This window comes from Nocardioides euryhalodurans (genome assembly GCF_004564375.1).
In the GTDB taxonomy this organism is placed as follows: domain Bacteria; phylum Actinomycetota; class Actinomycetes; order Propionibacteriales; family Nocardioidaceae; genus Nocardioides; species Nocardioides euryhalodurans.
This window is the reverse complement of record NZ_CP038267.1, coordinates 3220447-3244104: the sequence shown is the minus strand read 5'-3', so window position 1 is coordinate 3244104 and position 23658 is coordinate 3220447. Positions and strand designations below refer to the sequence as shown.

Genomic DNA, 23658 nt, shown 5'->3' with positions numbered 1-23658 from the left:
GCGACCATTGACGGGGTCCGGGGCGAAGCCCCGGTCGGGCTAGCGCGGGGCGGAGCCCCGCTCCATCAGTACTGCTCGTCCTCGACGAACGCGTCGTCGTCGTCATCCGCGCTGAAGGCGGCGAGGGCGGCGTGCGGGTCGAAGCCGGGCGCGCTGTCCTTGAGGGAGAGGCCCATCTCGTGGAGCTTGGCCTTCACCTCGTCGATGGACTTGGCACCGAAGTTGCGGATGTCGAGCAGGTCCTGCTCCGAGCGCGAGATGAGCTCACCCACGGTGTGGATGCCCTCACGCTTGAGGCAGTTGTAGGACCGCACCGTGAGGTTGAGGTCCTCGACCGGCAGGGCCAGGTCGGCGGCGAGCTGCTCGTCGACGGGCGACGGGCCGATGTCGATGCCCTCGGCCTCGACGTTGAGCTCCCGGGCCAGGCCGAAGAGCTCGACCAAGGTCTTGCCGGCCGACGCGATGGCGTCGCGGGGCCGGATCGACGGCTTGGTCTCGACGTCGATGACGAGCTTGTCGAAGTCGGTGCGCTGCTCGACTCGGGTGGCCTCGACCTTGTAGGTGACCTTGAGGACGGGGCTGTAGATCGAGTCGACCGGCATCCGGCCGATCTCGTTGTCGGCACCCTTGTTCTGGACGGCCGAGACGTAGCCGCGGCCACGCTCGACGACCAGCTCCATCTCCAGCTTGCCCTTGTCGGACAGCGTGGCGATCTTGAGGTCGGGGTTGTGGACCTCCACACCCGCGGGCGGGTTGATGTCGGCGGCGGTGACGTCACCGGCACCCGACTTGCGGAGGTACATGGTGACGGGCTCGTCGTGCTCGGAGGAGACGACGAGGCCCTTCAGGTTGAGGATCACCTCGGTGACGTCCTCCTTGACACCCTCGATGGTCGAGAACTCGTGGAGGACGCTGTCGACCTTGATGCTCGTGACCGAGGCACCGGGGATGGAGGACAGCAGGGTACGGCGCAGCGAGTTGCCGAGCGTGTAGCCGAAGCCGGGCTCGAGGGGCTCGATGACGAACCGCGAACGGAACTCGTCGACGGACTCTTCCGACAGGGTGGGGCGCTGTGCGATGAGCACTGGTTCTTTCCTTTCCGGGCGCGACCGCTATTTGACGTCGCCCAGATCTGCGGGGTGTGGCGGAAGGTGATTACTTCTTGGAGTAGTACTCGACGATGAGCTGCTCCTGGACCGGGAGGTCGATCTGCGCCCGCACGGGGAGCTGGTGGACCAGGATGCGCATCCGCGTCGGGATGGCCTCGAGCCAGGCGGGGACGACGCGCTCGCCGTGGGTCTCGCGAGCCACGATGAACGGGGTCATCTCCAGGGACTTCTCGCGCACGTCGATGATGTCGTGCGCCGAGACCTGGAACGACGGGATGTCGACCTTGTGGCCGTTGACCAGGAAGTGGCCGTGGACGACCAGCTGGCGGGCGGCACGACGGGTCCGGGCGAAGCCGGCGCGGTAGACGACGTTGTCGAGGCGGCACTCGAGCAGCTGCAGCAGGTTGTCACCGGTCTTGCCGGAGCGGCGGCTGGCCTCCTTGTAGTAGCGGAGGAACTGCTTCTCGAGCACGCCGTAGGTGAAGCGGGCCTTCTGCTTCTCCCGCAGCTGGAGGAGGTACTCGCTCTCCTTGATGCGGCCGCGGCCGTGCTGGCCGGGCGCGTAGGGACGCTTCTCGAAGGCGGCGTCGCCGCCGACCAGGTCGACACCGAGGCGGCGCGACTTCTTGGTCATGGGGCCGGTGTAACGGGCCATGGTTCAGGTGCTCCTTGGGTCTCTGGTGTCGGTCAGACGCGCCGGCGCTTGGGCGGGCGGCATCCGTTGTGGGGAGTGGGGGTGACGTCCTGGATGGTGCCGACCTCGAGGCCGATCGCACCCAGCGAACGGATCGCCGTCTCGCGGCCCGAGCCCGGGCCCTTCACGAAGACGTCGATCTTCTTCATCCCGTGCTCCTGTGCCCGACGACCAGCAGCCTCGGCTGCCATCTGCGCGGCGAACGGGGTGGACTTGCGGGAGCCCTTGAAGCCGACGGTGCCGGCGGACGCCCAGGCGATGACCGCACCCGTGGGGTCGGTGATCGTCACGATCGTGTTGTTGAACGTGCTCTTGATGTGGGCTTCGCCCTGAGCGACGTTCTTCTTCTCCTTGCGACGCACCTTGGTGGTGCGGCTCTTGGGAGGCATTCGTTATCTCCTGAAAGTAGCGGGAAGCTGTGGTGTCGGGGGAAGGGGTGACCCGTCAGGCTCGCGAGGAGCCGAGGGTCACTTGGCCTTCTTCTTGCCGGCGACGGTGCGCTTGGGACCCTTGCGGGTGCGCGCGTTGGTCTTGGTGCGCTGACCGCGGACCGGGAGGCCCTGACGGTGGCGGCGACCCTGGTAGCTGCCGATCTCGATCTTGCGGCGGATGTCCGCCTGCACCTCGCGGCGCAGGTCACCCTCGATCTTGATGTCGGCGCCGTCGATGGCGTCACGGAGCTTGACCAGCTCTTCGTCCCCGAGCTGGTGGACCCGCAGGTCCGGGGAGACCCCGGTCGCTTCCAGGAGCTTCTGGGCGCGGGTACGGCCGATGCCGTAGATGTAGGTGAGAGCGACCTCGATGCGCTTGTCGCGCGGCAGGTCGACTCCGACGAGGCGTGCCATGGGTGGCGTTCCCTTTCGGTTCACGGTGGTGTGGTCGTGACGCGTCCCGGGGTTTCCTGCCCGGGCTCCGGCCATCCGCTCCGGAGGTGGTTTCAGCGACAGGGCCTGGGGCCCGGCCACCTAGCGATCACGTGGTGGATGTGTTCAGTTGTGGGTGCTGCTTCAGCCCTGGCGCTGCTTGTGGCGCGGGTTGGAGCAGATCACCATGACGCGACCGTGGCGACGGATCACCTGGCACTTGTCACAGATCTTCTTGACGCTGGGGGCGACCTTCATGTCAGTCTGCCCTTTCTCCTCGTAGCGGCTTTGCTTACTTGTAGCGGTAGACGATCCGACCCCGCGTGAGGTCGTACGGCGAGAGCTCCACCACGACCCGGTCCTCGGGGAGGATCCGGATGTAGTGCTGGCGCATCTTGCCGCTGATGTGGGCGAGAACCTTGTGCCCGTTGCTCAGCTCGACGCGGAACATGGCGTTGGGGAGGGCCTCCACGACGGTGCCCTCGATCTCGATGACGCCTTCCTTCTTCGGCATGTCCTCCACAATCTGTTGGTTGGCCTGTCTACCGTCGACCCGCGAACCTCCGGCGTCGGATGACGCCGGTGGACCTCGTGCAGCGGTCCCGTGGTCCTCAACCCCGGGCGCACGCGCGAGTCCTGCGATCAGGATTCGGCGAGTGGTCCGGGCAGCCGCAAGGCACCACGAGACGCGACCCACGTTGGGCCGACACGCCAGTGTAGGGCGAAACCTGCGCGAACCCCAATTCAGCCGGGCTCAGCCGGCGAGCAGCCGCAGCGTCTGCTCGCGGGCCGGGGACGTACGCCGGTCGGTGCCCGCCAGGGCGCCTGCGACCGGGTGCACCATCACCTCGTCGACCCCGTGCTCGGCGGCCAGCCCGGCCACCGCCTTGCGTGCGGTCTCGGGATCGCCGATCACCCAGCGCGAGCGCATCGCATCGAGCAGGTCGCGGTGCGGCTCGGGGAGCTCGACCAGCTCGGCCTCCTCGACCAGCCGCTGCTCCGAGAGGGGCTGCCCGGTCCGCAGCGCGAGCATGGACAGCAGCTGCGGGAGGGCCAGCCGGTCGGCCTCCTCCTGGGTGGGAGCGACCACGACGTTGAGGGTCAGGAACGTCCGCGGCGCGGCGAGCTCCGGGGAGGGCCGGAAGTGCGTCCGGTAGAGCTCGAGCGCCTCGGCGGTGCCCGACCCGGAGAAGTGGTGCGCGAAGACGTACGGGAGCCCCTTCTCGGCGGCGAGTCGGGCGGAGTAGTCGGAGGAGCCGAGCAGCCAGACGTCGGCGACGCCCTCGGCGCGTGGCGTGGCCCGCAGCGCGTGGGTGCGCCCGGCGACCGACAGTGCCGCTCCCCCGGCGTCCATCATCGCCAGCACGTTGTCGACGTACTCCGGGAACCGGTTCACGGCGTCGTCGGCCACGCCGCCGGCGCCGTGGCGCAGGGCCCACCCGGTCACCGGGTCGGTGCCCGGGGCGCGGCCGATGCCGAGGTCGATCCGCCCGGGGTGGGCCGCCTCGAGCAGCGCGAACTGCTCGGCGACGACCAGCGGAGCGTGGTTGGGGAGCATCACGCCGCCGGATCCCACCCTGATCTGCCGGGTCGCGCCGGCGACCATCGCGATCAGCACCGGCGGGTTGGTGGCCGCCACCGCCGGCATGTTGTGGTGCTCGGCCAGCCAGTAGCGGCGGAACCCGAGCTCGTCGGCGGTCCGCGCCAGCCGGACGGTCGCGGCGAGCGCGTCGCCCGAGGACTGGTCGCTGCGGACCGGGACCAGGTCGAGGACGGACAGGGCCGGGCTGGAGGAGGTCACCCCATTCCAACCCGGCCCTGGCCGAGGCTATTCCGGAACGGCGCTCAGCCGTCCTCCCAGTCCCGCCGGGGACCGGTGGCCGCGTCCTGCTCCTGCTGCTCCATCCGGCGCGAGGCCAGCAGCGACCAGACCGCCGTGACGGCGAGGGTGCCGATGATGACCGCGAGCGAGAGCCAGATCGGGATCTCCAGCCAGTCGTAGTCGAAGTGCTCGCCGCCGTTGATGAACGGGACCTCGTTCTCGTGGAGGGCGTGGAAGATCAGCTTGACGCCGATGAAGGCGAGCAGGAACGCCAGGCCGTACGAGAGGTAGATCAGGCGCTGCAGCAGACCACCGATGAGGAAGTAGAGCTGCCGCAGACCCATGAGGGCGAAGATGTTGGCGGTCAGGACGAGGTACGGCTCCTTGGTGATGCCGAAGATCGCGGGGATCGAGTCCAGCGCGAACAGGAGGTCGGTCGTCCCGAGCGTGAGGATCACGATGAACAGCGGCGTGATCACGCGGGCACCGTTCTCGTGGGCGAAGAGCTTCTTGCCGTGCCACTCCTTGGTGGCGGGGAAGCGCTTCTCCACGAACAGGACGAGCTTGTTCTCCTCGTACTCGTCCTCGTCCTCGCCGCCCTCCTTGGCCAGCTTCCAGGCGGTGTAGATGAGGAACAGGCCGAAGAGGTAGAAGACCCAGCTGAACTGGTTGATGGCCGCGGCGCCGACGGCGATGAAGATGGCGCGCATGATCAGCGCCATCACGATGCCGATCATCAGCGCGAACTGCTGCAGCTCCCGCGGTACGGCGAACTTGCTCATGATGATGATGAAGATGAACAGGTTGTCGATCGACAACGAGTACTCGACGAGCCAGCCGGCGTAGAACTCACCGGCGTACTGCCCGCCGGAGGTGAGGTAGACCCCCACGCCGAACAGCAGCGCCATCCCGACGTAGATCGAGAGGTAGGCGGTGCACTCCTTCATGCTCGGCTCGTGCGGTCGGCGACCGACGATGAGAAGGTCGAACGCGAAGACCACCACCGTCACCGCACCTGTGACCCACCAGATCCACGGTGCTACGTCCACGTCGTTCCCTCCGAAGTCTCAGGTGTGGGAGCCGGCTCCGTCCGCCGACCCCGGTCTCAGCGTCCCCCGAAGGGGACACCCATCTCGTGCAGTCGCTGCTCGCCGCCGTCGAGGGCGGTGAGCACCCACGCTCCCCGGGGGGTGAGCGTGAACGTGTGCTCGTAGTGAGCGGCCCAGCTTGCGTCGACAGTACCGACCGTCCAGTCGTCGGGGAGCAGCGTGGTCTCCTTGCTGCCCAACGTGACCATCGGCTCGACCGCCAGCGCCAGGCCGCGGACCAGCTTGGGGCCGCGACCCGCCCGGCCGAAGTTGGGGACGTTCGGGGGCTGGTGCATCGCCGATCCGATGCCGTGGCCGACGTACTCCTCGAGGATGCCGTAGGAGCCGCCCGTCGGGTGGGGCTGTGACCGGACGTGGGCCTCCACCGCGTGGGAGATGTCGGTGACCCGCCCGCCCAGCCGGGCCGCGCCGATGCCGGCCCACAGCGACTCCTCGGTGACCCGCATCAGCTCGGCGACGTCGGCCGCGACCGCGCCGACCGCGACCGTGATCGCCGCGTCACCGTGCCAGCCGTCGACGATGGCGCCGCAGTCGATGGAGATGATGTCGCCCTCGGCGAGCACCCGCTCCCCCGGGATGCCGTGGACCACCTCGTCGTTGACCGACGCACAGATCGACGCCGGGAACGGCGGGTGGCTGTAGCCCTTGAAGGAGGGCGTCGCCCCCGAGGAGCGGATGTTGTCCTCCGCGATCGCGTCGAGCTCGCCGGTGGAGATACCCGCGCGGACCGAGCTGCGGAGCAGCTCCAGCGTCTGCCCGACCACGAGGCCGGCCCTGCGCATGACGTCGATCTGCTCCGGGGTCTTGATCTCGACCCCGCGGTCTCCGAACACCATCAGCCCGGGTCAGCTCTGGGGGATGTCGTCCAGGGCGGCGAAGATCCGCTTGGTCACCTCGTCGACCTCGCCCACGCCGTCGAGCTCGACCAGGATGCCGCGCTCGCGGTAGACCTCGATCAGCGGTTCGGTCTGCTCGGCGTAGACCTCCTGGCGGCGGCGTACGACGTCCTCGGTGTCGTCGGCACGGCCCTCGGTCTCGGCCCGCTGCATCAGCCGCTGGACGAGCTCCTCCGGGTCGACCGTCAGCACGACGACCGCGTCGAGGCTGTGACCGGTGAACCGGATCATGCCGTCGAGCTCCTCGACCTGCGCGAGCGTCCGCGGGTAGCCGTCGAGCAGGAAGCCCGGCTCCGCGTCCGGCTCGTCGATCCGGTTGCGGACCATCTTGTTGGTGATCTCGTCGGGGACGTACTCGCCGGCGTCCATGTAGCGCTGGGCCTCGACACCGAGCTCGGTGCCCTGCGAGACGTTGGCGCGGAAGATGTCGCCGGTCGAGATCGCCGGGATCCCGAAGTGGTCCGCGACGTACTTCGCCTGGGTGCCCTTGCCCGCCCCGGGGGGGCCCATCATGATCAGTCGCATCTCAGCGGAGGAATCCTTCGTAGTTGCGCTGCTGGAGCTGGCTCTCGATCTGCTTCACCGTGTCGAGCGCGACACCGACCATGATCAGGATGGACGTGCCGCCGAACGGGAAGTTGGCGTCGGCGTTGATCAGCACGAGCGCGATCAGCGGGATCAGCGAGATGATGCCGAGGTAGAGCGCGCCAGGCAGCGTGATGCGGGACAGGACGTAGGACAGGTAGTCCTCGGTCGGCTTGCCCGCCCGGATCCCGGGGATGAAGCCGCCGTACTTCTTCATGTTGTCGGCGACCTCTTCGGGGTTGAAGGTGATCGACACGTAGAAGTAGGTGAAGAAGATGATGAGGGCGAAGAAGGTCGCCATGTAGAGCGGGCTGTCGCCCTGCACGAAGTACTCGTTGACGAACTGGATCCACGCGGAGTCGCTGGTCTGGTTGAACTGGACCGCGAGCGCGGGGAGGTACATCAGCGACGAGGCGAAGATGACCGGGATGATGCCGGCCTGGTTGACCTTGAGCGGGATGTAGGTCGAGGAGCCGCCGAACATCTTGCGGCCCACCATCCGGCGGGCGTACTGGACGGGGATCCGCCGCTGTGCCTGCTCGATGAAGATGACCGCGCCGATGATCACGAAGCCGATGAGCAGCACGATGCCGAAGACCCACCAGCCCTGGGTCTGGCCGACGGCCCACAGCGAGCCCGGGAAGGTCGCGACGACCTGGGTGAAGATCAGCAGCGACATGCCGTTGCCGATGCCGTGCTCGGTGATGAGCTCGCCCAGCCACATGATCACGGCGGTGCCGGCCGTCATGGTGATGACCATGACCAGGAAGGTGGCGGTGCCGTCGCTGTGCAGCAGGTCCAGGGTGCAGCCCTGGAGCAGGTTGCCCGAGCGGGCCAGCGCGACGATGCCGGTGGCCTGCAGCAGCGCGAGGCCCAGCGTGAGGTAGCGGGTGTACTGGGTGATCTTGGTCTGCCCCGCCTGGCCCTCCTTCTTGAGGGCCTCGAGGCGCGGGATCACCACGACCAGCAGCTGCAGGATGATGCTCGCCGTGATGTAGGGCATGATCCCGAGCGCGAAGATCGTCAGCTGGAGCAGTGCTCCACCCGAGAAGAGGTTGATCAGGCTGTAGAGGCCCTGGTCCTCGACCTGGGCCAGGCAGCTCTGCACGTTGGCGACGTTGACGCCGGGGGCAGGGACCTGCGACCCGAGCCTGAAGATCGTGATGATCAGCAGGACGAACAGCAGTTTGCGCCGCAGGTCCGGGGTCCGGAATGCGTTGGCGAACGCGCTCAGCACGGCTTCCTCTTCCTCCAAGCAGGGTGCGGCTCCCGCCCCAGTGTGCACAGTGTCACCAGGTGCGACCCGCGACGACGAGAGGCCCGGGGCAGCCTAACAGGCGCCCTGAACCGCTCCGGGTGTGCGTCGGGGCGCGGACCGGTCCCCGTGTCGAGCTGGTCGACAGGACCGTCCGCGCCCCTGCGCAGGTTCATCAGGTGAACGATCAGGCGGTGGTCGTGCTTCCGCCCGCCGCCTCGATCTTCTCCTTGGCGGACCCGGAGAAGGCCTGGGCGGTGACGTCGACCTTGACGGTGAGGTCGCCCTGGCCGAGCACCTTGACGGGCTGGCCCTTGCGGACGGCCCCGCGGGCCACCAGCTCGTCGACGGTCACGGCGCCACCCTCGGGGAAGAGCTCGCTGATCCGGTCGAGGTTGACGACCTGGAACTCCACCTTGAAGGGGTTCTTGAAGCCCTTGAGCTTCGGCAGCCGCATGTGGATCGGCATCTGGCCACCCTCGAAGGAGGCCGGAACCTGGTTGCGGGCCTTGGTGCCCTTGGTGCCTCGACCGGCGGTCTTGCCCTTGGAGCCCTCACCGCGACCCACACGGGTCTTGGCGGTCTTGGCGCCCGGGGCGGGACGCAGGTGGTGCAGCTTGAGCGGCATGTCAGTCGACCTCCTCGACCGTCACCAGGTGACGGACGGTCTGGACCATGCCCCGGATCTCCGGGCGGTCCTCCTTGACGACCACGTCACCGATGCGCTTGAGCCCGAGCGTACGCAGGGTCTCGCGCTGGTTGGCCTTGCAGCCGATCGTGGACTTCTTCTGCTGGACCTTCAGCTGTGCCATCAGGCCGACACCTCCTGGGAGACGCCCTCGGGCACCTCGGCGCGTGCCTTCAGCAGGGCAGCCGGGGCCACGTCCTCGACCCGCAGGCCGCGACGCGCGGCAACCGACTCCGGCTGCTCGAGCATCTTCAGCGCCTCGACGGTCGCGTGGACGATGTTGATCTGGTTGGACGACCCGAGCGACTTGCTCAGGACGTCGTGGATGCCGGCGCACTCCAGCACGGCGCGCACCGGGCCACCGGCGATCACACCGGTACCCGGGGCGGCCGGACGCAGCAGGACGACGCCGGCGGCCTTCTCACCCTGCACGGGGTGCGGGATGGTGCCCTGGATGCGGGGGACCTTGAAGAAGTTCTTCTTGGCCTCCTCGACACCCTTGGCGATGGCGGCCGGAACTTCCTTGGCCTTGCCGTAGCCGACGCCGACGAGACCATCGCCGTCACCGACGATCACGAGGGCGGTGAAGCTGAAGCGACGACCACCCTTCACGACCTTGGCGACGCGGTTGATCGCGACGACGCGCTCGAGGTACTGGCTCTTCTCCTGCTGGCCACCGCGACCACCGTCGCGGCCACCGCGGCCGCCACCGGCGCGCTGTCCGCGCTGCTGGGATCCGCTCATCAGATAACTCCCTTGAATGTCATGTCTGCCATCAGAAGGTCAGCCCGCCCTCGCGGGCGCCGTCGGCCAGGGCCGCGACACGGCCGTGGTACTTGTTGCCGGCCCGGTCGAAGACGACCGAGTCGACACCGTGCTCCTTGGCGCGGGCGGCCACGAGCTCGCCGACCTTCTTCGCCTTGGCCGTCTTGTCGCCGTCGAGCGAGCGCAGGTCCGTCTCCATGGTGGAGGCGGAGGCCAGCGTCTTGCCGACGAGGTCGTCGACGACCTGCACGGTGATGTGCCGTGAGGAGCGCGTGACGACCAGGCGCGGACGCTCGGCGGTGCCGGCGACCTTCTTGCGGCCACGGACCTGACGACGCAGGCGTGACCGGGTGCGGGACGCGGTGTGCTTGTTGTGGGAGAGCTTGATGCCCATGGTCACTTACCAGCCTTTCCGACCTTGCGGCGGATGTGCTCACCCGCGTAGCGAACGCCCTTGCCCTTGTACGGCTCGGGCTTGCGCAGCTTGCGGATGTTGGCCGCGGTCTCGCCGACCAGCTGCTTGTCGATGCCCTGGACGCCGAGCTTGGTCGGGCCCTCCACCGTGAAGGTGATGCCCTCGGGGGCGTTGAACGTGATCGAGTGGGAGTACCCGAGCTGGAACTCCAGCTGGGTCGGGCCCTTGGACAGCACGCGGTAGCCGACGCCGACGATCTCGAGCTTCTTCTCGTAGCCGTCGGTCACCCCCACCACCATGTTGTTGATCAGGGTGCGGGTCAGACCGTGGAGCGAACGGCTCTCACGCTCGTCGTCGGGACGCTTGACCTCGAGCACACCGTCGTTGTTCTCCACCGTGATGGGGGAGGCGACAGCGTGGCTGAGGGTGCCCTTGGGTCCCTTGACCGTCACCAGACGGTCATCGATGGCGACGTCGACACCCGACGGCACCGCGATCGGGAGCTTGCCAATGCGCGACATGCTTCTTCTCTCCTTCGCGAGTAGTCGGGGGTCACCAGACGTAGGCGAGGACTTCCCCACCCACGCCCTTCTGGTTGGCCTGGCGGTCGGTCAGCAGGCCCTGGCTGGTCGAGATGATCGCGACGCCGAGGCCGCCGAGCACCTTCGGGAGGCCCGTGCTCTTGGCGTAGACCCGCAGGCCGGGCTTGCTGATCCGGCGGACGCCCGCGATGGAGCGCTCCCGGTTGCGGCCGTACTTGAGGGTGATCACCAGCAGCTTGCCGGGGCCCTCGGTGTCCTGCACCTCGAAGGAGGTGATGTAGCCCTCCTGGCGGAGGATCTCGGCGACACCCTCCTTCAGCTTGCTGTAGGGCATCGACACGTCGTCGTGGAACGCCTGGTTGGCGTTGCGCAGACGGGTGAGCATGTCTGCGATCGGGTCAGTCATCGTCATGGCCGGTCCGGCCCTTTCTCTCTGTGGTTTCGGTCCCCCGCGGGGAGACCGACCTTCAGCGGTTGATTCGGTGGGGTTTACCAGGAGGACTTGGTCACGCCGGGGAGCTCGCCCCGGTGAGCCATCTCCCGCAGGCAGATGCGGCACAGGCCGAACTTGCGGTAGACGGCCTTGGGCCGGCCGCAGCGCTGGCAGCGCGTGTAGCCACGCACCGCGAACTTGGGCTTGCGGGCCGCCTTGACCTTGAGTGCAGTCTTCGCCATGTCTCGCTCCTTCTCAGCGCTCGGCAAAGGGGAAGCCGAGCTGCTTGAGCAGCGCACGCCCCTCGTCGTCGTTGGTCGCGGTGGTCACGACCGTGATGTCCATGCCCCGCGAGCGGTCGACCTTGTCCTGGTCGATCTCGTGGAACATGACCTGCTCGGTCAGGCCGAAGGTGTAGTTGCCCCGGCCGTCGAACTGCTTGGGCGAGAGGCCCCGGAAGTCACGGATCCGCGGCAGCGCCAGCGACAGCAGGCGGTCCATGAACTCCCACATCCGGTCGCCGCGCAGCGTCACGTGGGCGCCGATCGGCATGCCCTCGCGCAGCTTGAACTGGGCGATGGACTTGCGGGCCTTGGTCACCATCGGCTTCTGGCCGGTGATCGCGGTGAGGTCCTTGACGGCACCCTCGATCAGCTTCGAGTCGCGGGCAGCCTCGCCGACGCCCATGTTGACCACGATCTTCACCAGACCGGGGACCTGCATGACGTTCTTGATCTCGAACTCGCCCTGGAGCGCGGGGATGATCTCCTCGCGGTAGCGGGTCTTGAGACGGGGCGTGACCTTCTCGGTCGTGATCTCGGTCATCTCAGATCTCCTTCCCGGTCGCACGGGAGATGCGGACGCTGCGCGTCGAGGTGTACGTCGAGCCGTCGGGACGACGCTTCTCGACCTCGACCCGCTTGAAGCCGATCCGGGTGACGCCGTCACCCTCGACCAGCATCACGTTCGACACGTGGATGGGGGCCTCGGCGGTGATGATGCCGCCGGTGGTGCCGGAGCGGCCACCCTGGTCGATGACCTTGGTGTGCTTCTTGATCCGGTTGACACCCTCGACGATCACGCGCTGCTCCTCGCGGAGCACCCGGATGACCTTGCCCTCGGCGCCCTTGTCCCGGCCGGAGATGACCCGGACCTGGTCGCCCTTCTTGATGTTCACAGACTTCTTTCCCTGCTTGGCCATGGTCAGAGCACCTCCGGCGCCAGCGAGACGATCCGCATGAACTTCTTCTCGCGCAGCTCGCGGCCCACGGGGCCGAAGATGCGGGTTCCGCGGGGCTCGCCGTCGGCCTTGAGGATGACGGCGGCGTTCTCGTCGAAGCGGATGTAGGAACCGTCGGAGCGGCGGCGCTCCTTGACGGTGCGCACGATGACCGCCTTGACGACGTCACCCTTCTTCACGTTGCCACCGGGGATCGCGTCCTTGACGGTGGCGACGATGACGTCACCGATGCCGGCGTAGCGACGACCCGAGCCACCGAGCACGCGGATGCAGAGGATCTCCTTGGCACCCGTGTTGTCGGCGACCTTGAGTCGCGACTCCTGCTGAATCATTTCTGTCTCTCCTTGTCGCCCCGGTTCTCACCGCGGTGAGCCTGGGGGAACGAATCGTCGGAACCGGGCGGCGCCCGGCGTCAGAGTCTTCAGTTACTTGGCGCGCTCGAGGATCTCGACGATGCGCCAGCGCTTGGTGGCGGACAGCGGGCGGGTCTCCATGATCAGGACCCGGTCACCGATGCCACAGTCGTTCTGCTCGTCGTGCGCCTTCAGCTTGGACGTCTTGCGCATGACCTTGCCGTAGAGGGCGTGCTTGACACGGTCCTCGACGGCCACGACCACGGTCTTGTCCATCTTGTCGGACACGACCAGGCCCTCACGGGTCTTGCGCGAGTTGCGCGTCGCCTGCTGCTCGCTCATGCGGAAGCCTCTTCCTTCTCAGCCCCGGGGGTGGAACGGATGCCGAGCTCTCGCTCGCGCACCACGGTGTAGATCCGGGCGATGTCCTTCTTGACCGTACGGAGCCGTCCGTGGCTCTCCAGCTGGCCGGTGGCCGCCTGGAATCGGAGGTTGAACAGCTCCTCCTTGGCCTCGCGGAGCTTCGCCTCGAGGTCGATGTCGGTCAGCTCGTCGAGCTCGTGAGCCTTCACGGTGCTGGCCATCAGAATTCACCTGCCTCGCGGGAAATGAACCGGCACTTCATCGGGAGCTTGTGCATCGCGCGGCGCATGGCCTCGCGAGCGGTTCCCTCGTCCACACCGGAGAGTTCGAACATGACACGACCGGGCTTCACGTTGGCCACCCACCACTCGGGCGAGCCCTTGCCGGAACCCATGCGGGTCTCGGCAGGCTTCTTGGTCAGGGGCCGGTCGGGGTAGATGTTGATCCACACCTTGCCGCCACGCTTGATGTGACGGGTCATCGCGATTCGCGCCGACTCGATCTGCCGGTTGGTCACGTAGTGACCCTCGATCGCCTGGATCCCGAAGTCACCGAACGCCAGGGTGGTGCCACCCTTGGCCGCACCACGCCGCTTGGGGTGGTGCTGCTTGCGGTGCTTGACACGACGGGGCATCAACATGGCTCAGGCCTCCGTTCCGGCAGTGCTGTCAGCGGCGGGCGCCGCAGCCGGAGCCGCGTCGGCGGCAGGGGCCTCGGCGCCACGGTCGGCACGCGTCGGACGGTCACCGCGCGAGCCGCGGCTCGGACGGTCGCCACCACGCGAGGGGCGGCCACCGCGACCGGGGACACCGGCGCGGGCAGCAGCCTGGGCCTGGCGCTCGGCACGGGTGCCGGCGACCTCGCCCTTGTAGATCCAGACCTTCACGCCGATCCGGCCGAAGGTCGTCTTGGCCTCGTAGAAGCCGTAGTCGATGTCGGCACGCAGGGTGTGCAGGGGCACGCGGCCCTCGCGGTAGAACTCCGTGCGCGACATCTCGGCGCCGTTGAGGCGGCCCGAGCACTGGATCCGGATGCCCTTGGCACCGGAGCGCATCGAGGTCTGCATCGCCTTGCGCATCGCACGACGGAACTGCACGCGACCGGCGAGCTGCTCGGCGACGCCCTGGGCGACCAGCTGCGCGTCGACCTCGGGGCTCTTCACCTCGAGGATGTTCAGCTGCACCTGCTTGCCGGTGAGCTTCTCCAGCTCGCCACGGATCCGGTCCGCCTCGGCGCCGCGGCGACCGATGACGATGCCCGGACGGGCGGTGTGGATGTCGACGCGGACCCGGTCACGGGTGCGCTCGATCTCGACCTTGGCGATACCGGCCCGCTCCATGCCCTTGGACAGGAGGCGGCGGATCGCCACGTCCTCGCCCACGTAGGACTTGTAGAGCTTGTCGGCGTACCAGCGGGACTTGTGGTCCGTGGAGATGCCGAGGCGGAAGCCGTTCGGGTTGATCTTCTGGCCCATTACTTGGAACCGCCCTTCCGTGCCTTGCTGGTCCCCACGACGCCGGCCGGCTGGACGGCGAGCGTGATGTGGCTGGTGCGCTTGAGGATGCGGGTCGCGCGTCCCTGGGCACGGGGGCGCCACCGCTTCATGGTGGGGCCCTCGTCGACCCGGGCGACGGAGACGACCAGGTCGCCCCGGTCGAGGCTCTCGGTGGTCTCCGCGTTCGCGAGGGCGCTCTCCAGCACCTTGTAGACGGTCTCCGAGGCGGCCTGCGGCGCGAACTGCAGCAGGGCCAGGGCCTCGTCGACGGGAAGACCGCGGACCATGTCGACGACACGGCGGGCCTTCATCGGCGTGATCCGCACGAAGCGGGCGGTCGCGAAGGCTCCCGGCTGGTCGCCGAGCAGCGACTCGCGGCGGGCGCTCGTGCGCCGGCGCTCAGTAACGCTCATTGGCTGATATCTCCTTAGCTCGCCCCCGCGTCAGCGGCGGCGACCCTTCCGGTCTTCCTTCACGTGCCCGCGGTAGGTGCGGGTGGGTGCGAACTCCCCGAGCTTGTGGCCGACCATCGAGTCGGTCACGAACACCGGGACGTGCTTGCGGCCGTCGTGCACGGCGATCGTGTGGCCGATCATGGCCGGGACGATCATCGAGCGACGAGACCAGGTCTTGATGACGTTGTGGCTGCCCTTGTCGTTCTCCGCGTCCACCTTCTTCATGAGGTGGTCGTCGACGAAGGGGCCCTTCTTGAGGCTGCGAGGCATGTCGTTTACTTCCTACCCTTGCCGGACTTGCGGCGGCGGATGATCTGGGAGTCGGAGGCCTTGCGCTTGCGCGTACGGCCCTCGGGCTTGCCCCACGGGCTGACCGGGTGGCGGCCACCGGACGTCTTGCCCTCGCCACCACCGTGCGGGTGGTCGACGGGGTTCATGACGACACCGCGGACGGTCGGGCGCTTGCCCTTCCAGCGCATGCGGCCGGCCTTGCCCCAGTTGATGTTGGACTGCTCGGCGTTGCCGACCTCACCGACGGTGCCGCGGCAGCGGACGTCGACGAAGCGCATCTCGCCGGACGGCATCCGCAGCGTGGCGCGGGAACCCTCCTTGGCCACCAGCTGCGCGCTCATGCCGGCGGAGCGGGCGATCTTGGCGCCGCCACCGGGACGGAGCTCCACGCAGTGGATGGTGGAACCGACCGGGATGTTGCGCAGCGGCAGGTTGTTGCCGGGCTTGATGTCGGCGTTGGGGCCGGACTCGACCGCAGCACCCTGCACCAGGTCGCGCGGGGCGATGATGTAGCGCTTCTCGCCGTCGGCGTAGTGCAGCAGCGCGATGCGCGCGGTGCGGTTGGGGTCGTACTCGATGTGAGCGACCTTGGCCGGCACGCCGTCCTTGTCGTAGCGACGGAAGTCGATGATCCGGTAGGCCCGCTTGTGGCCACCGCCCTGGTGACGGGTGGTGATCCGGCCCTGGTTGTTGCGACCGCCCTTCTTGGGCAGCGGACGGGTCAGCGACTTCTCCGGCGTGGTCCGGGTGATCTCGACGAAGTCGGCCACCGACGAGCCACGACGGCCCGGGGTGGTCGGCTTGTACTTGCGGATAGCCATGTCTGTTCCTTCTCGGGCGCTCAGGCGCCGAAGATGTCGATGCGGTGGCCCTCAGCGAGGCTGACGATGGCGCGCTTGGTGCTCGCGCGCTTGCCGATGCCGTAACGCGTACGGCGGGTCTTGCCCTGGCGGTTGATCGTGTTGACCGACGTGACCTTGACGTCGAACACCTTCTCGACCGCGATCTTGATCTCGGTCTTGTTGGCGTCCGGGCGCACCAGGAACGTGTACTTGTTGGCGTCGAGGAGGCCGTAGCTCTTCTCGGACACCACCGGTGCGATCAGGACGTCGCGGTGGTCCTTGTGCAGGGTGCTCACTTCTCGCCCTCCTCGGCCTTGGCGGCCTGCTTCTCGTCCGCCGGGGCGGCCTTGCTCACGAAGGCGTCGTAGGCGCCCTTGGTGAAGACCACGTCGTCGGAGGCCAGCACGTCGTAGGTGTTGAGCTGGTCGACCGCGACGATGTGGACCTCGGGCGCGTTGCGCAGCGAGAGCCAGGTCATCGAGTCGTTGCGCTCGAGCACCACGAGGAACTTGGTGCGGTCGGCGAGCCCGGCCAGCGCACCGAGCGCCGACCTGGTGGACGGCTTGTCGCCGCTCACGAGGCTGTCCACGACGTGGATCCGGTCGTTGCGGGCCCGGTCGGAGAGGGCGCTGCGCAGGGCGGCGGCCTTCATCTTCTTGGGGGTCCGCTGGGAGTAGTCACGCGGCTGCGGGCCGTGGACGACGCCACCGCCGGCGAACTGCGGCGCGCGGGTCGAGCCCTGACGGGCGCGGCCGGTGCCCTTCTGCTTGTAGGGCTTCGCGCCACCGCCGCGGACCTCGCCGCGGGTCTTGGTGGCGTGGGTGCCCTGACGCGCGGCCGCCTGCTGGGCCACCACGACCTGGTGGATCAGCGGGACGTTGACCTCGACGTCGAAGATCGCTGCCGGGAGCTCGACCTTCAGGGTCTTGACGGTGTCAGCCATGCTCAGGCCTCTCCATTCTCAACGGTCTTCTTCGCGGCGGTGCGCAGCACGACCAGACCACCCTTGGGGCCGGGGATGGCGCCCTTCACGAGGATCAGGCCCTTCTCGGCGTCCACCGCGTGCACGGTGAGGTTCTGGGTGGTGACGGTGTCCGTACCCATGCGGCCGGCCATCCGGACGCCCTTGAACACGCGACCGGGGGTCGCGCAGGCGCCGATCGAGCCCGGCTTGCGGTGGTTGCGGTGCGCACCGTGGGAGGCGCCCACGCCGGAGAAGCCGTGACGCTTCATGGTTCCGGCGAAGCCCTTGCCCTTGCTGGTGCCGGTGACGTCGATCTCCTCGCCGGCGGCGAAGGTGTCGACACCCAGCTCCTGGCCGACGGAGTACGCGGCGGCGTCGCTGGTCCGGATCTCGACCAGGTGACGACGCGCGGTCGTCCCGGCCTTGGTGAAGTGACCCGCCTGCGGCTTGGTGACCTTGCGGCCGTCGATCTCGCCGTAGCCGACCTGGACGGCGTTGTAGCCGTCGGTCTCGGGCAGGCGGACCTGGGTGACCACGTTGGTGGTCGCCGCGATCACGGTGACGGGGACGATGCGGTTGTTCTCGTCCCAGAGCTGGGTCATGCCGAGCTTGGTGCCCAGCAGTCCCTTGACGGTGCGTTCGAAAGTGGCAGTCATCGAAGATTCCTCAGAGCTTGATCTCGATGTCGACGCCGGCGGGAAGATCCAGGCGCATCAGCGAGTCGACGGTCTTGGGGGTGGGGTCGATGATGTCGATGAGGCGCTTGTGGGTGCGCATCTCGAAGTGCTCGCGCGAGTCCTTGTACTTGTGGGGCGAGCGGATGACGCAGTAGACGTTCTTCTCGGTCGGCAGCGGCACCGGGCCGGCGACCTTGGCACCCGTACGGGTGACGGTGTCCACGATCTTGCGCGCCGAGGTGTCGATCACCTCGTGGTCATAGGCCTTGAGCCTGATGCGGATCTTCTGTCCCGCCATAGGTCTCTCTCGTCCTCTTCGTAGTCAGTGCCGCGTACTGTCCCGGAGCCCCCGGTCGGGGACCTCCGCATCGCTCCCACCCGAGCTCCGACCCCCGCGGTCGGGCGTGTCGCGCAACGTGGCGCAACACAAGACCGCAAGGATCCTGCTCGTTGTCTGGTGGCGCCCGGCGTGAGCCCGGGCCGATCGGGTCTCACGGTTCGGTGCGACCACACAGGTCCTACCGCTTCGATCTCGTGAGACGCGATTAAGTAGTCAAGATGTGGCGCACCCCGGCAACCCGCCGAAGCAACCGGACTATCTTGGCAGACGCGTCCGCGTGAAGCCAAATCGGATGGAACCGGCCGCCCCCGAGGCGGGGATCGCGAGGCACGCGACGGCGGCCAGGACGCACAGCCCACCGGCCGTGAGCCAGGCCGCGAGGTAGTCACCCTGCACCGTCCGCACCCATCCCGCGAAGCTGGCGGCCACCCCCGCGCCGACCATGTGGGAGGCGAAGACCCAGCCGAAGACCACGCCGGAACGCTCGATCCCGAAGTGCTGGCGGCACAGGGCGACCGTCGGAGGGACCGTGGCGACCCAGTCGAGCCCGTAGAACAGGATGAACAGGAACAGGCTCGGGTGCACGTGCGGGCCGAGCAGCCACGGCACGGCGAGCAGCGACAACCCGCGGAAGAAGTAGTAGCCGAACAGCAGGTAGCGGCTGTCCACCCGGTCGGTGAGCCAGCCGCTGGCGACGGTCCCGACGATGTCGAAGACACCGATCAGCGCCAGCAACCCGGCGCTCGTGGTGGCGGGCATCCCGTGGTCGTGCGCCGCAGGGATGAAGTGGGTGCCGATCAGTCCGTTGGTCGACCAGCCGCAGATCCAGAAGGTGCCGAGAAGGATCCAGAACGTGCGCGAGCGTGAGCTCTCCCGCAGGGTGCGCAGGGCCAGCGTCGCCGCTCCGGCCCCTTCGGCGGGTGCAGGTGGCGGGGTGGCCGGCTCGTCGTCCGGGGCGCCGTACGGCGTGGTGCCGACCTGCGCCGGGGAGTCCCGCAGCACCCACAGCACGAGGGGCACGAGCAGCAGCGCGAACACCGTCACCAGCGCCGCCGCCCACCGCCACCCGGGGCCGGCCGCCAGCGCCGCGATCGCGGGCAGGAAGACCAGCTGGCCGGTGGAGCTGGCCGCGCTGAAGACGCCCACCACCACCCCGCGGTGGCGGACGAACCACCGGTTCGCGACGATGGCGCCGAAGACGAGGGCCAGCGAACCGGTGCCGATCCCGACGGCGAAGCCCCACAGCAGCCAGAGCTGCCACGGGCTGGTCATCACCAGGGTCAGGCCGGAGCCGAGGGCGACCAGGGCCAGCGCGGCGGCCACCACCCGGCGCACGCCGAAGCGCTCCATCAGGGCTGCGGCGAAGGGGGCGGTGAGTCCGTAGACGACCAGGTTGAGGCTCACCGCGCCGCTCGTGGTCGCCCGGGACCAGCCGAACTCCTCCTCGAGCGGGACCAGGAGCGCGCCGGTCGAGGAGCGGAACCCGGCAGCGGCGACGAGTGCGGCCATCGTGACCCCGGCGACCCACCAGGCGCGGTGGATCCCGGTGCGCGCGCCCGGCTCGCGGATGACGGTCACCGAGAGATCGTAGGGGCAGGATGCTGCCAGCGCAGGGTGTGGCCGGGTCCCGGACGGCGGCGTACGGTCGGAGCATGTCCGGGGTCCTCGAGGCCGTGGCCTCGTTGCTGCTGATCGCGATGGTGCTCAAGATCATCCTCGCGGCGCTCCTGGGCGGTCTCTACGAGTGGCGCAGCTGGCGGCTCCTGGTCCGGCTCGGCCGGCGGGTCCTGGGGCGTCCCGAGACCGAGGCGCCCCCGACCCGCCCGATCGAGCAGATCGCGGCCGACGTGCGTCGGATCTCGGTCCGCTACCACCAGGACGGCATGAGGTTCGCGCAGTACGAGGGGCGTCGTCAGGCCTACGACCGGGTGCTCGCCGAGGCGGCCGACACCCTGGACATCCCGCACCTCGTCGGCGTCCTCCCACCCGGTGCCGAGCTCGACCGGGAGCGACTGCGCGTCGAGACCCTGCTGGTCGATGCCGGGGTGCTGCCCCACGCGGCCTAGGGCGGGTCTCAGCTCTCGGCCGTCGCGAGCGTCGTCCAGCGAGGTGCCCGCGGGCGGAGCGCAGCAGGCCATGGAGCTGGGAGACAGGCCCTAGGAGGGCACGACCCGCCGGTAGCTGAGGTCGGTGATGGAGCGCCCCACGGCCAGGCCCTTGCGCTCGAACTTGGTGACCGGCCGCTCGGACCACCGCTCCACCTCGCCGCCCTCGAGCAGCGGCTCGGCGTCGAGGACCTCGTGCATCTGCTCGGCGTAGTCGGGCCAGTCGGTGGCGAGCCGCCACTCCCCGCCCGGACGGAGCCGGGAGGCCGCGAGCCGGGCGAAGCCGGCGTCGACGAGGCGGCGCTTGTGGTGCTTCTTCTTCGGCCAGGGGTCGGGGAAGAAGGTCCAGAGCGCGGCGAGCCGGTCGGGCTCGACCACGTGCTCGAGCATCCAGGCGGCGTCCACGGAGCAGAAGCGGACGTTGGTCGCGCCGGCCGTGGCGACCTCGGCCAGGGCCGCGGCCACCCCGGGCCGCCACACCTCGATGGCCAGGACGTCGTGGTCGGGTCGAGCCGCCGCCAGCACCCCGGTGGCCTCCCCCACCCCCGGGCCGATCTCGACCACGAGCGGGGCCTCGCGCCCGAACCAGTCCGAGAGACGGAAGGACGGGTCGTCGACGGCCTCGTCGGGGATGACCATGCGGTCGGCGTACGCCTCCCAGGCGGCGGCCTGCGAGGGGGTGAAGCGGCTGCCACGGCGCGAGTAGCTCAGCACCTCACGCATCCGGCGTCCGTCCTCGGTGAGCCGCTGGTGGGGGCGTGCAGGCCGGACCGGTTCGTTCACCCCTGCATTGTCCCGTCACGCGGGTCGCCCGGTGCGCCCGGGTACGCCCGCGCCCTAGATTGCCTCCATGATCGACCGCGACCGCCTGGCCTCCCTGCGTGCCGACGAGGAGGAGCGCTTCGCGCGCGGCCATCCGGCCTCCGCCGACCTCGCCGCTGCCGCCGACCGCAGCCTGCTGGCCGGGGTCCCGATGCCGTGGATGACCCGGTGGCCGGGGCGGTTCCCGGTCTTCGTCGAGTCCGCCGGCGGCGCGCGGCTCACCGACGTCGACGGCCACGAGTACGTCGACCTGTGCCTCGGCGACACCGGGGCGATGACCGGGCACGCCCTCCCCCAGGTCACCGAGGCGCTCGCCACGCGCGCCGGCGCCGGGATCACCACGATGCTGCCCTCCCCCGACGCGATCTGGGTGGCCGAGGAGCTCGCCCGGCGGTTCGGGCTGCCGGCCTGGCAGCTGGCGATGTCGGCCACCGACGCCAACCGGTTCGTGCTGCGTTTTGCGCGCCACCTCACCGGCCGGCCCCGGGTCGCGGTCATGGACTGGTGCTACCACGGCACCGTCGACGAGACCCTGGCCGTGCTCGACGGCGACCGGGTGGTGCCGCGGCCCGGAGCTCTCGGTCCACAGGTGGACGTCGCCGTCACGACCGCGGTGGTCCCCTTCAACGACGCCGAGGCACTCGACCGCAGGCTCGCCGAGGGGGACGTCGCCTGCCTCCTCATGGAGCCGGCGCTCACCAACATCGGGATCGTGCTCCCGGAGCCGGGCTACCTCGACGCGGTCCGCGAGATCACCCGACGCCACGGCGTGCTGCTGGTGGTCGACGAGACGCACACCCTGTGCGCGGGGCCGGGCGGCTGCACGGTTGCGTGGGGCCTGGAGCCGGACCTGCTCGTCGTCGGCAAGCCGATCGGCGGCGGGGTGCCCGTGGCGGCGTACGGGATGACGGCGGAGGTGGCGGGACGCCTCTCCGGCCCCATGAAGGGGCACGAGATCGACGTCGCGGGCGTGGGCGGCACCCTCACCGGCAGCGCCCTCGCGCTCGCCGCGGTGCGGGCGACGCTGTCGACCTGCCTGCGCGAGGAGGACTTCGCCGTGGCCATCCCGCTCGCGGAGCAGTTCACGGCCGGGGTCACCGAGGTGATCGAGCGCCACGGACTGCCCTGGCACGTCCAGCGGCTCGGCTGCCGGGCGGAGTACTGGTTCTGCCCGCCACCGCGGGACGGCGCCGCCGCGGCCGCCGCCGTCGACGAGGAGCTCGAGGGCTTCCTGCACCTGTGGTGCCTCAACCGCGGGGTGCTGCTGACGCCGTTCCACAACATGGCGCTGCTCAGCCCGCACCACTCGGCGGCGGACGTCGACCGCCACACCGAGGTGTTCGGCGAGGCCGTCGCCGCGCTCGTCGCGCCCTGACCGGCTCGGGACGGTGCGGCCGGATCACGGCTAGGGTCCCCGCCATGGACATGCTGCGGGGCGAACGGATCGCCGAGGCCGACCTGACCGACTGGCGCAAGCTCGCCCAGGGACTGCACGCCAGGTTCCTGGTCGACGACTTCGGCGCCGGCGCACGGTTCGTCGTCGCGGTGGGCGAGGCGGGCGACGTCCTCGGCCACCACCCGCGCGTGTCGATCGGCCGCGGGTACGTCGACCTCGAGCTGGTCACTGCCGACGCCATCTATCGTGACGACGAGGGCACCGAGCACGTCGTCGAGTGGGTGACCCAGCAGGACGTCGACCTCGCGCGTCGGATCACCGAGATCGCGGCCGACCAGGGGCTCGACGCCGATCCTGCCTCGGTCAGCGAGGTCGAGCTCGGTCTCGACACGACGAGCTCGGCCACCATCGCCCCGGTGTGGGCCGCCCTGCTGACGGGGAGCGCTGACTCGCAGGGACGCGGCAGCCCCAGCGACGAGGTCCGGGACGCCACGGCGCGGGTGCCGAACCTGTGGTTCGGGGACGCCGAGGAGCACGAGACCCCGGGTCAGCGGTTCCACGTCGAGGTCTACGTGGCGCCGGAAGCGGTCGACCGACGGATCGCCGCCGCCGTGGCCGCGGGTGGGACCGTCGTCGACGACAGCAACGCGCCCTCGCTCACCGTGGTCGCGGACCAGGACGGCAACAAGGGTGTCGTCTGCGTCGACGTGTCCGCTGCGACGAAGGGCTGAGCACGCCGACGCCCTTGCCCCGTGGTGGGGTCAGGCCAGGCCCGCGGACTCCGCGCTAGCGGCGACGCAGAACTGGTTGCCGTCGGGGTCGGCCAGCGTGACCCACCGGAAGTTGTCGTCACCCCGGCGCCCGACCAGGGACGCGCCCGCACCGAGCAGGCGCTCGACCTCCGCGTCGAGGTCGTCGGCCGACAGGTCGAGGTGGACCCGGTTCTTGCCGGGCGTCGGGTCGTCGACCTGCTGGAAGGCCAGCAGCGCCGGCAGCCCGCCGCCCGCGAGGATGAGGTAGCCACCGTCGAAGTCCTGCACGACGTGGGAGCCGGTCTGCTCGGCCCACCAGCCGGCGAGAGCCGTCGCGTCCGAGGTGTCCATGGTGATCATGCCCAGGGTGAGTGCCATGCGCGGCAG

The 23658-nt window shown here is 69.2% G+C and carries 38 protein-coding genes; 3 read left to right on the top strand and 35 right to left on the bottom strand.

Going from position 1 to position 23658, the window contains the following annotated elements:
* Window positions 1–65: 65 nt before the first annotated feature.
* The 33 genes from EXE57_RS15710 to EXE57_RS15550 form a co-directional block, all read right to left on the bottom strand.
* Window positions 66–1085: a DNA-directed RNA polymerase subunit alpha gene (locus EXE57_RS15710; RefSeq protein ID WP_135079095.1), complete on the bottom strand. Its 1020-nt coding sequence runs from the start codon at window positions 1083–1085 to the stop codon at window positions 66–68.
* Between the two features lie 70 nt (window positions 1086–1155).
* Window positions 1156–1764: a 30S ribosomal protein S4 gene (rpsD, locus tag EXE57_RS15705; RefSeq protein WP_135079093.1), complete on the bottom strand. Its 609-nt coding sequence runs from the start codon at window positions 1762–1764 to the stop codon at window positions 1156–1158.
* Between the two features lie 32 nt (window positions 1765–1796).
* Window positions 1797–2192 carry a 30S ribosomal protein S11 gene (gene rpsK, locus EXE57_RS15700; RefSeq protein WP_135079091.1) on the bottom strand — a complete coding sequence of 132 codons (396 nt, stop codon included), beginning with the start codon at window positions 2190–2192 and terminating at the stop codon, window positions 1797–1799.
* A 78-nt stretch (window positions 2193–2270) separates the two neighbouring features.
* Window positions 2271–2648, bottom strand: a complete 378-nt coding sequence (gene rpsM, locus EXE57_RS15695; RefSeq protein WP_135079089.1) for a 30S ribosomal protein S13 — start codon at window positions 2646–2648, stop codon at window positions 2271–2273.
* Window positions 2649–2810: 162 nt separating this feature from the next.
* The gene (gene rpmJ / locus EXE57_RS15690; RefSeq protein WP_135079087.1) at window positions 2811–2924 is read right to left on the bottom strand and encodes a 50S ribosomal protein L36; all 114 of its coding nucleotides are present in this window, start codon (window positions 2922–2924) and stop codon (window positions 2811–2813) included.
* A gap of 34 nt (window positions 2925–2958) precedes the next feature.
* Window positions 2959–3180, bottom strand: a complete 222-nt coding sequence (gene infA, locus EXE57_RS15685) for a translation initiation factor IF-1 (RefSeq protein WP_011757309.1) — start codon at window positions 3178–3180, stop codon at window positions 2959–2961.
* A gap of 240 nt (window positions 3181–3420) precedes the next feature.
* Window positions 3421–4467, bottom strand: a complete 1047-nt coding sequence (locus EXE57_RS15680; RefSeq protein ID WP_208542876.1) for an LLM class flavin-dependent oxidoreductase — start codon at window positions 4465–4467, stop codon at window positions 3421–3423.
* A 44-nt stretch (window positions 4468–4511) separates the two neighbouring features.
* Entirely contained in the window at window positions 4512–5537 is a 1026-nt protein-coding gene (locus EXE57_RS15675; protein WP_135079085.1) for a TerC family protein, read from the bottom strand.
* A gap of 56 nt (window positions 5538–5593) precedes the next feature.
* On the bottom strand, window positions 5594–6430 hold the full coding sequence (gene map / locus EXE57_RS15670) for a type I methionyl aminopeptidase (RefSeq protein WP_425271716.1): 837 nt from the start codon (window positions 6428–6430) through the stop codon (window positions 5594–5596).
* A 12-nt stretch (window positions 6431–6442) separates the two neighbouring features.
* Window positions 6443–7018 carry an adenylate kinase gene (locus tag EXE57_RS15665; protein WP_135079081.1) on the bottom strand — a complete coding sequence of 192 codons (576 nt, stop codon included), beginning with the start codon at window positions 7016–7018 and terminating at the stop codon, window positions 6443–6445.
* Window position 7019: 1 nt separating this feature from the next.
* Entirely contained in the window at window positions 7020–8315 is a 1296-nt protein-coding gene (gene secY / locus EXE57_RS15660; RefSeq protein WP_135079079.1) for a preprotein translocase subunit SecY, read from the bottom strand.
* 205 nt (window positions 8316–8520) lie between these two features.
* A complete protein-coding gene (gene rplO, locus EXE57_RS15655; RefSeq protein ID WP_135079077.1) occupies window positions 8521–8961 on the bottom strand; it encodes a 50S ribosomal protein L15 in 441 nt (146 codons plus the stop codon).
* 1 nt (window position 8962) lies between these two features.
* Complete coding sequence (gene rpmD, locus EXE57_RS15650; protein WP_135079075.1) at window positions 8963–9145, bottom strand: 50S ribosomal protein L30; 183 nt, start codon at window positions 9143–9145, stop codon at window positions 8963–8965.
* Complete coding sequence (gene rpsE, locus EXE57_RS15645; protein ID WP_135079073.1) at window positions 9145–9765, bottom strand: 30S ribosomal protein S5; 621 nt, start codon at window positions 9763–9765, stop codon at window positions 9145–9147. Before rpsE ends, rpmD begins: the two co-directional genes overlap by 1 nt.
* 31 nt (window positions 9766–9796) lie before the next feature.
* The gene (rplR, locus tag EXE57_RS15640; RefSeq protein ID WP_135079071.1) at window positions 9797–10180 is read right to left on the bottom strand and encodes a 50S ribosomal protein L18; all 384 of its coding nucleotides are present in this window, start codon (window positions 10178–10180) and stop codon (window positions 9797–9799) included.
* A 2-nt stretch (window positions 10181–10182) separates the two neighbouring features.
* Window positions 10183–10722: a 50S ribosomal protein L6 gene (gene rplF / locus EXE57_RS15635; RefSeq protein WP_135079069.1), complete on the bottom strand. Its 540-nt coding sequence runs from the start codon at window positions 10720–10722 to the stop codon at window positions 10183–10185.
* Between the two features lie 31 nt (window positions 10723–10753).
* Window positions 10754–11155 carry a 30S ribosomal protein S8 gene (gene rpsH / locus EXE57_RS15630; protein WP_135079067.1) on the bottom strand — a complete coding sequence of 134 codons (402 nt, stop codon included), beginning with the start codon at window positions 11153–11155 and terminating at the stop codon, window positions 10754–10756.
* Between the two features lie 77 nt (window positions 11156–11232).
* The gene (locus EXE57_RS15625; protein ID WP_011757321.1) at window positions 11233–11418 is read right to left on the bottom strand and encodes a type Z 30S ribosomal protein S14; all 186 of its coding nucleotides are present in this window, start codon (window positions 11416–11418) and stop codon (window positions 11233–11235) included.
* Between the two features lie 13 nt (window positions 11419–11431).
* Window positions 11432–12001, bottom strand: a complete 570-nt coding sequence (rplE, locus tag EXE57_RS15620) for a 50S ribosomal protein L5 (protein WP_135079065.1) — start codon at window positions 11999–12001, stop codon at window positions 11432–11434.
* A 1-nt stretch (window position 12002) separates the two neighbouring features.
* Entirely contained in the window at window positions 12003–12377 is a 375-nt protein-coding gene (gene rplX, locus EXE57_RS15615) for a 50S ribosomal protein L24 (protein ID WP_208542875.1), read from the bottom strand.
* A 2-nt stretch (window positions 12378–12379) separates the two neighbouring features.
* Window positions 12380–12748, bottom strand: a complete 369-nt coding sequence (gene rplN, locus EXE57_RS15610; RefSeq protein WP_135079063.1) for a 50S ribosomal protein L14 — start codon at window positions 12746–12748, stop codon at window positions 12380–12382.
* A 93-nt stretch (window positions 12749–12841) separates the two neighbouring features.
* Window positions 12842–13111, bottom strand: coding sequence for a 30S ribosomal protein S17 (rpsQ, locus tag EXE57_RS15605; RefSeq protein ID WP_135079061.1), 270 nt, complete (start codon window positions 13109–13111; stop codon window positions 12842–12844).
* Window positions 13108–13353 (bottom strand): 50S ribosomal protein L29, encoded by a 246-nt coding sequence (gene rpmC / locus EXE57_RS15600; RefSeq protein ID WP_135079059.1) that lies wholly within the window; start codon window positions 13351–13353, stop codon window positions 13108–13110. The genes rpsQ and rpmC overlap by 4 nt, the downstream gene beginning before the upstream one ends.
* Window positions 13353–13772 (bottom strand): 50S ribosomal protein L16, encoded by a 420-nt coding sequence (gene rplP / locus EXE57_RS15595; RefSeq protein ID WP_135079057.1) that lies wholly within the window; start codon window positions 13770–13772, stop codon window positions 13353–13355. The genes rpmC and rplP overlap by 1 nt, the downstream gene beginning before the upstream one ends.
* 3 nt (window positions 13773–13775) lie before the next feature.
* Window positions 13776–14606 carry a 30S ribosomal protein S3 gene (gene rpsC / locus EXE57_RS15590; protein WP_135079054.1) on the bottom strand — a complete coding sequence of 277 codons (831 nt, stop codon included), beginning with the start codon at window positions 14604–14606 and terminating at the stop codon, window positions 13776–13778.
* On the bottom strand, window positions 14606–15040 hold the full coding sequence (rplV, locus tag EXE57_RS15585; protein ID WP_135079052.1) for a 50S ribosomal protein L22: 435 nt from the start codon (window positions 15038–15040) through the stop codon (window positions 14606–14608). Before rplV ends, rpsC begins: the two co-directional genes overlap by 1 nt.
* A gap of 30 nt (window positions 15041–15070) precedes the next feature.
* Entirely contained in the window at window positions 15071–15352 is a 282-nt protein-coding gene (gene rpsS, locus EXE57_RS15580) for a 30S ribosomal protein S19 (protein ID WP_110182960.1), read from the bottom strand.
* 5 nt (window positions 15353–15357) lie between these two features.
* Window positions 15358–16194 (bottom strand): 50S ribosomal protein L2, encoded by an 837-nt coding sequence (gene rplB, locus EXE57_RS15575; protein ID WP_135079050.1) that lies wholly within the window; start codon window positions 16192–16194, stop codon window positions 15358–15360.
* A 20-nt stretch (window positions 16195–16214) separates the two neighbouring features.
* Entirely contained in the window at window positions 16215–16511 is a 297-nt protein-coding gene (gene rplW, locus EXE57_RS15570; protein ID WP_135079048.1) for a 50S ribosomal protein L23, read from the bottom strand.
* Entirely contained in the window at window positions 16508–17158 is a 651-nt protein-coding gene (rplD, locus tag EXE57_RS15565) for a 50S ribosomal protein L4 (protein WP_135079046.1), read from the bottom strand. The genes rplW and rplD overlap by 4 nt, the downstream gene beginning before the upstream one ends.
* A gap of 2 nt (window positions 17159–17160) precedes the next feature.
* The gene (gene rplC, locus EXE57_RS15560; RefSeq protein WP_135079044.1) at window positions 17161–17835 is read right to left on the bottom strand and encodes a 50S ribosomal protein L3; all 675 of its coding nucleotides are present in this window, start codon (window positions 17833–17835) and stop codon (window positions 17161–17163) included.
* A 10-nt stretch (window positions 17836–17845) separates the two neighbouring features.
* The gene (gene rpsJ, locus EXE57_RS15555; RefSeq protein ID WP_008360994.1) at window positions 17846–18154 is read right to left on the bottom strand and encodes a 30S ribosomal protein S10; all 309 of its coding nucleotides are present in this window, start codon (window positions 18152–18154) and stop codon (window positions 17846–17848) included.
* A gap of 297 nt (window positions 18155–18451) precedes the next feature.
* Complete coding sequence (locus EXE57_RS15550; RefSeq protein ID WP_244246871.1) at window positions 18452–19774, bottom strand: MFS transporter; 1323 nt, start codon at window positions 19772–19774, stop codon at window positions 18452–18454.
* Between the two features lie 74 nt (window positions 19775–19848).
* On the opposite strand from EXE57_RS15550, the gene EXE57_RS15545 reads away from it, so the two are divergent.
* Window positions 19849–20262: a hypothetical protein gene (locus EXE57_RS15545; RefSeq protein WP_135079042.1), complete on the top strand. Its 414-nt coding sequence runs from the start codon at window positions 19849–19851 to the stop codon at window positions 20260–20262.
* Between the two features lie 90 nt (window positions 20263–20352).
* Here EXE57_RS15545 and trmB read toward each other — a convergent pair whose 3' ends face one another.
* The gene (gene trmB / locus EXE57_RS15540; protein WP_244246870.1) at window positions 20353–21084 is read right to left on the bottom strand and encodes a tRNA (guanosine(46)-N7)-methyltransferase TrmB; all 732 of its coding nucleotides are present in this window, start codon (window positions 21082–21084) and stop codon (window positions 20353–20355) included.
* 67 nt (window positions 21085–21151) lie between these two features.
* On the opposite strand from trmB, the gene EXE57_RS15535 reads away from it, so the two are divergent.
* Together EXE57_RS15535 and EXE57_RS15530 are read left to right on the top strand one after the other, a co-directional pair.
* A complete protein-coding gene (locus EXE57_RS15535; RefSeq protein ID WP_135079040.1) occupies window positions 21152–22498 on the top strand; it encodes an aspartate aminotransferase family protein in 1347 nt (448 codons plus the stop codon).
* Between the two features lie 44 nt (window positions 22499–22542).
* Entirely contained in the window at window positions 22543–23250 is a 708-nt protein-coding gene (locus EXE57_RS15530; RefSeq protein WP_135079038.1) for a 4a-hydroxytetrahydrobiopterin dehydratase, read from the top strand.
* 30 nt (window positions 23251–23280) lie between these two features.
* Here the strand turns inward: EXE57_RS15530 and EXE57_RS15525 are convergent, their stop codons facing one another.
* Window positions 23281–23649, bottom strand: coding sequence for a VOC family protein (locus EXE57_RS15525; RefSeq protein ID WP_135079036.1), 369 nt, complete (start codon window positions 23647–23649; stop codon window positions 23281–23283).
* Window positions 23650–23658: the final 9 nt, after the last annotated feature.

Bases quoted from the DNA above. Each gene is read 5' to 3' on its own strand.
- rpsD (WP_135079093.1), bottom strand. From the start codon at position 1,764: ATGGCCCGTTACACCGGCCCCATGACCAAGAAGTCGCGCCGCCTCGGT.
- rpsK (WP_135079091.1), bottom strand. From the start codon at position 2,192: ATGCCTCCCAAGAGCCGCACCACCAAGGTGCGTCGCAAGGAGAAGAAG.
- rpsM (WP_135079089.1), bottom strand. From the start codon at position 2,648: ATGGCACGCCTCGTCGGAGTCGACCTGCCGCGCGACAAGCGCATCGAG.
- rpmJ (WP_135079087.1), bottom strand. From the start codon at position 2,924: ATGAAGGTCGCCCCCAGCGTCAAGAAGATCTGTGACAAGTGCCAGGTG.
- infA (WP_011757309.1), bottom strand. From the start codon at position 3,180: ATGCCGAAGAAGGAAGGCGTCATCGAGATCGAGGGCACCGTCGTGGAG.
- EXE57_RS15665 (WP_135079081.1), bottom strand. From the start codon at position 7,018: ATGCGACTGATCATGATGGGCCCCCCCGGGGCGGGCAAGGGCACCCAG.
- rplO (WP_135079077.1), bottom strand. From the start codon at position 8,961: ATGCCGCTCAAGCTGCACCACCTGCGTCCCGCCCCGGGCGCCAAGACC.
- rpmD (WP_135079075.1), bottom strand. From the start codon at position 9,145: ATGGCACAGCTGAAGGTCCAGCAGAAGAAGTCCACGATCGGCTGCAAG.
- rpsE (WP_135079073.1), bottom strand. From the start codon at position 9,765: ATGAGCGGATCCCAGCAGCGCGGACAGCGCGCCGGTGGCGGCCGCGGT.
- rplR (WP_135079071.1), bottom strand. From the start codon at position 10,180: ATGGGCATCAAGCTCTCCCACAACAAGCACACCGCGTCCCGCACCCGG.
- rplF (WP_135079069.1), bottom strand. From the start codon at position 10,722: ATGTCGCGCATTGGCAAGCTCCCGATCGCGGTGCCGTCGGGTGTCGAC.
- rpsH (WP_135079067.1), bottom strand. From the start codon at position 11,155: ATGACGATGACTGACCCGATCGCAGACATGCTCACCCGTCTGCGCAAC.
- EXE57_RS15625 (WP_011757321.1), bottom strand. From the start codon at position 11,418: ATGGCGAAGACTGCACTCAAGGTCAAGGCGGCCCGCAAGCCCAAGTTC.
- rplE (WP_135079065.1), bottom strand. From the start codon at position 12,001: ATGACCGAGATCACGACCGAGAAGGTCACGCCCCGTCTCAAGACCCGC.
- rplX (WP_208542875.1), bottom strand. From the start codon at position 12,377: ATGGCCAAGCAGGGAAAGAAGTCTGTGAACATCAAGAAGGGCGACCAG.
- rplN (WP_135079063.1), bottom strand. From the start codon at position 12,748: ATGATTCAGCAGGAGTCGCGACTCAAGGTCGCCGACAACACGGGTGCC.
- rpsQ (WP_135079061.1), bottom strand. From the start codon at position 13,111: ATGAGCGAGCAGCAGGCGACGCGCAACTCGCGCAAGACCCGTGAGGGC.
- rpmC (WP_135079059.1), bottom strand. From the start codon at position 13,353: ATGGCCAGCACCGTGAAGGCTCACGAGCTCGACGAGCTGACCGACATC.
- rplP (WP_135079057.1), bottom strand. From the start codon at position 13,772: ATGTTGATGCCCCGTCGTGTCAAGCACCGCAAGCAGCACCACCCCAAG.
- rpsC (WP_135079054.1), bottom strand. From the start codon at position 14,606: ATGGGCCAGAAGATCAACCCGAACGGCTTCCGCCTCGGCATCTCCACG.
- rplV (WP_135079052.1), bottom strand. From the start codon at position 15,040: ATGAGCGTTACTGAGCGCCGGCGCACGAGCGCCCGCCGCGAGTCGCTG.
- rpsS (WP_110182960.1), bottom strand. From the start codon at position 15,352: ATGCCTCGCAGCCTCAAGAAGGGCCCCTTCGTCGACGACCACCTCATG.
- rplB (WP_135079050.1), bottom strand. From the start codon at position 16,194: ATGGCTATCCGCAAGTACAAGCCGACCACCCCGGGCCGTCGTGGCTCG.
- rplD (WP_135079046.1), bottom strand. From the start codon at position 17,158: ATGGCTGACACCGTCAAGACCCTGAAGGTCGAGCTCCCGGCAGCGATC.
- rplC (WP_135079044.1), bottom strand. From the start codon at position 17,835: ATGACTGCCACTTTCGAACGCACCGTCAAGGGACTGCTGGGCACCAAG.
- rpsJ (WP_008360994.1), bottom strand. From the start codon at position 18,154: ATGGCGGGACAGAAGATCCGCATCAGGCTCAAGGCCTATGACCACGAG.
- EXE57_RS15545 (WP_135079042.1), top strand. From the start codon at position 19,849: ATGTCCGGGGTCCTCGAGGCCGTGGCCTCGTTGCTGCTGATCGCGATG.
- EXE57_RS15535 (WP_135079040.1), top strand. From the start codon at position 21,152: ATGATCGACCGCGACCGCCTGGCCTCCCTGCGTGCCGACGAGGAGGAG.
- EXE57_RS15530 (WP_135079038.1), top strand. From the start codon at position 22,543: ATGGACATGCTGCGGGGCGAACGGATCGCCGAGGCCGACCTGACCGAC.
- EXE57_RS15525 (WP_135079036.1), bottom strand. From the start codon at position 23,649: ATGGCACTCACCCTGGGCATGATCACCATGGACACCTCGGACGCGACG.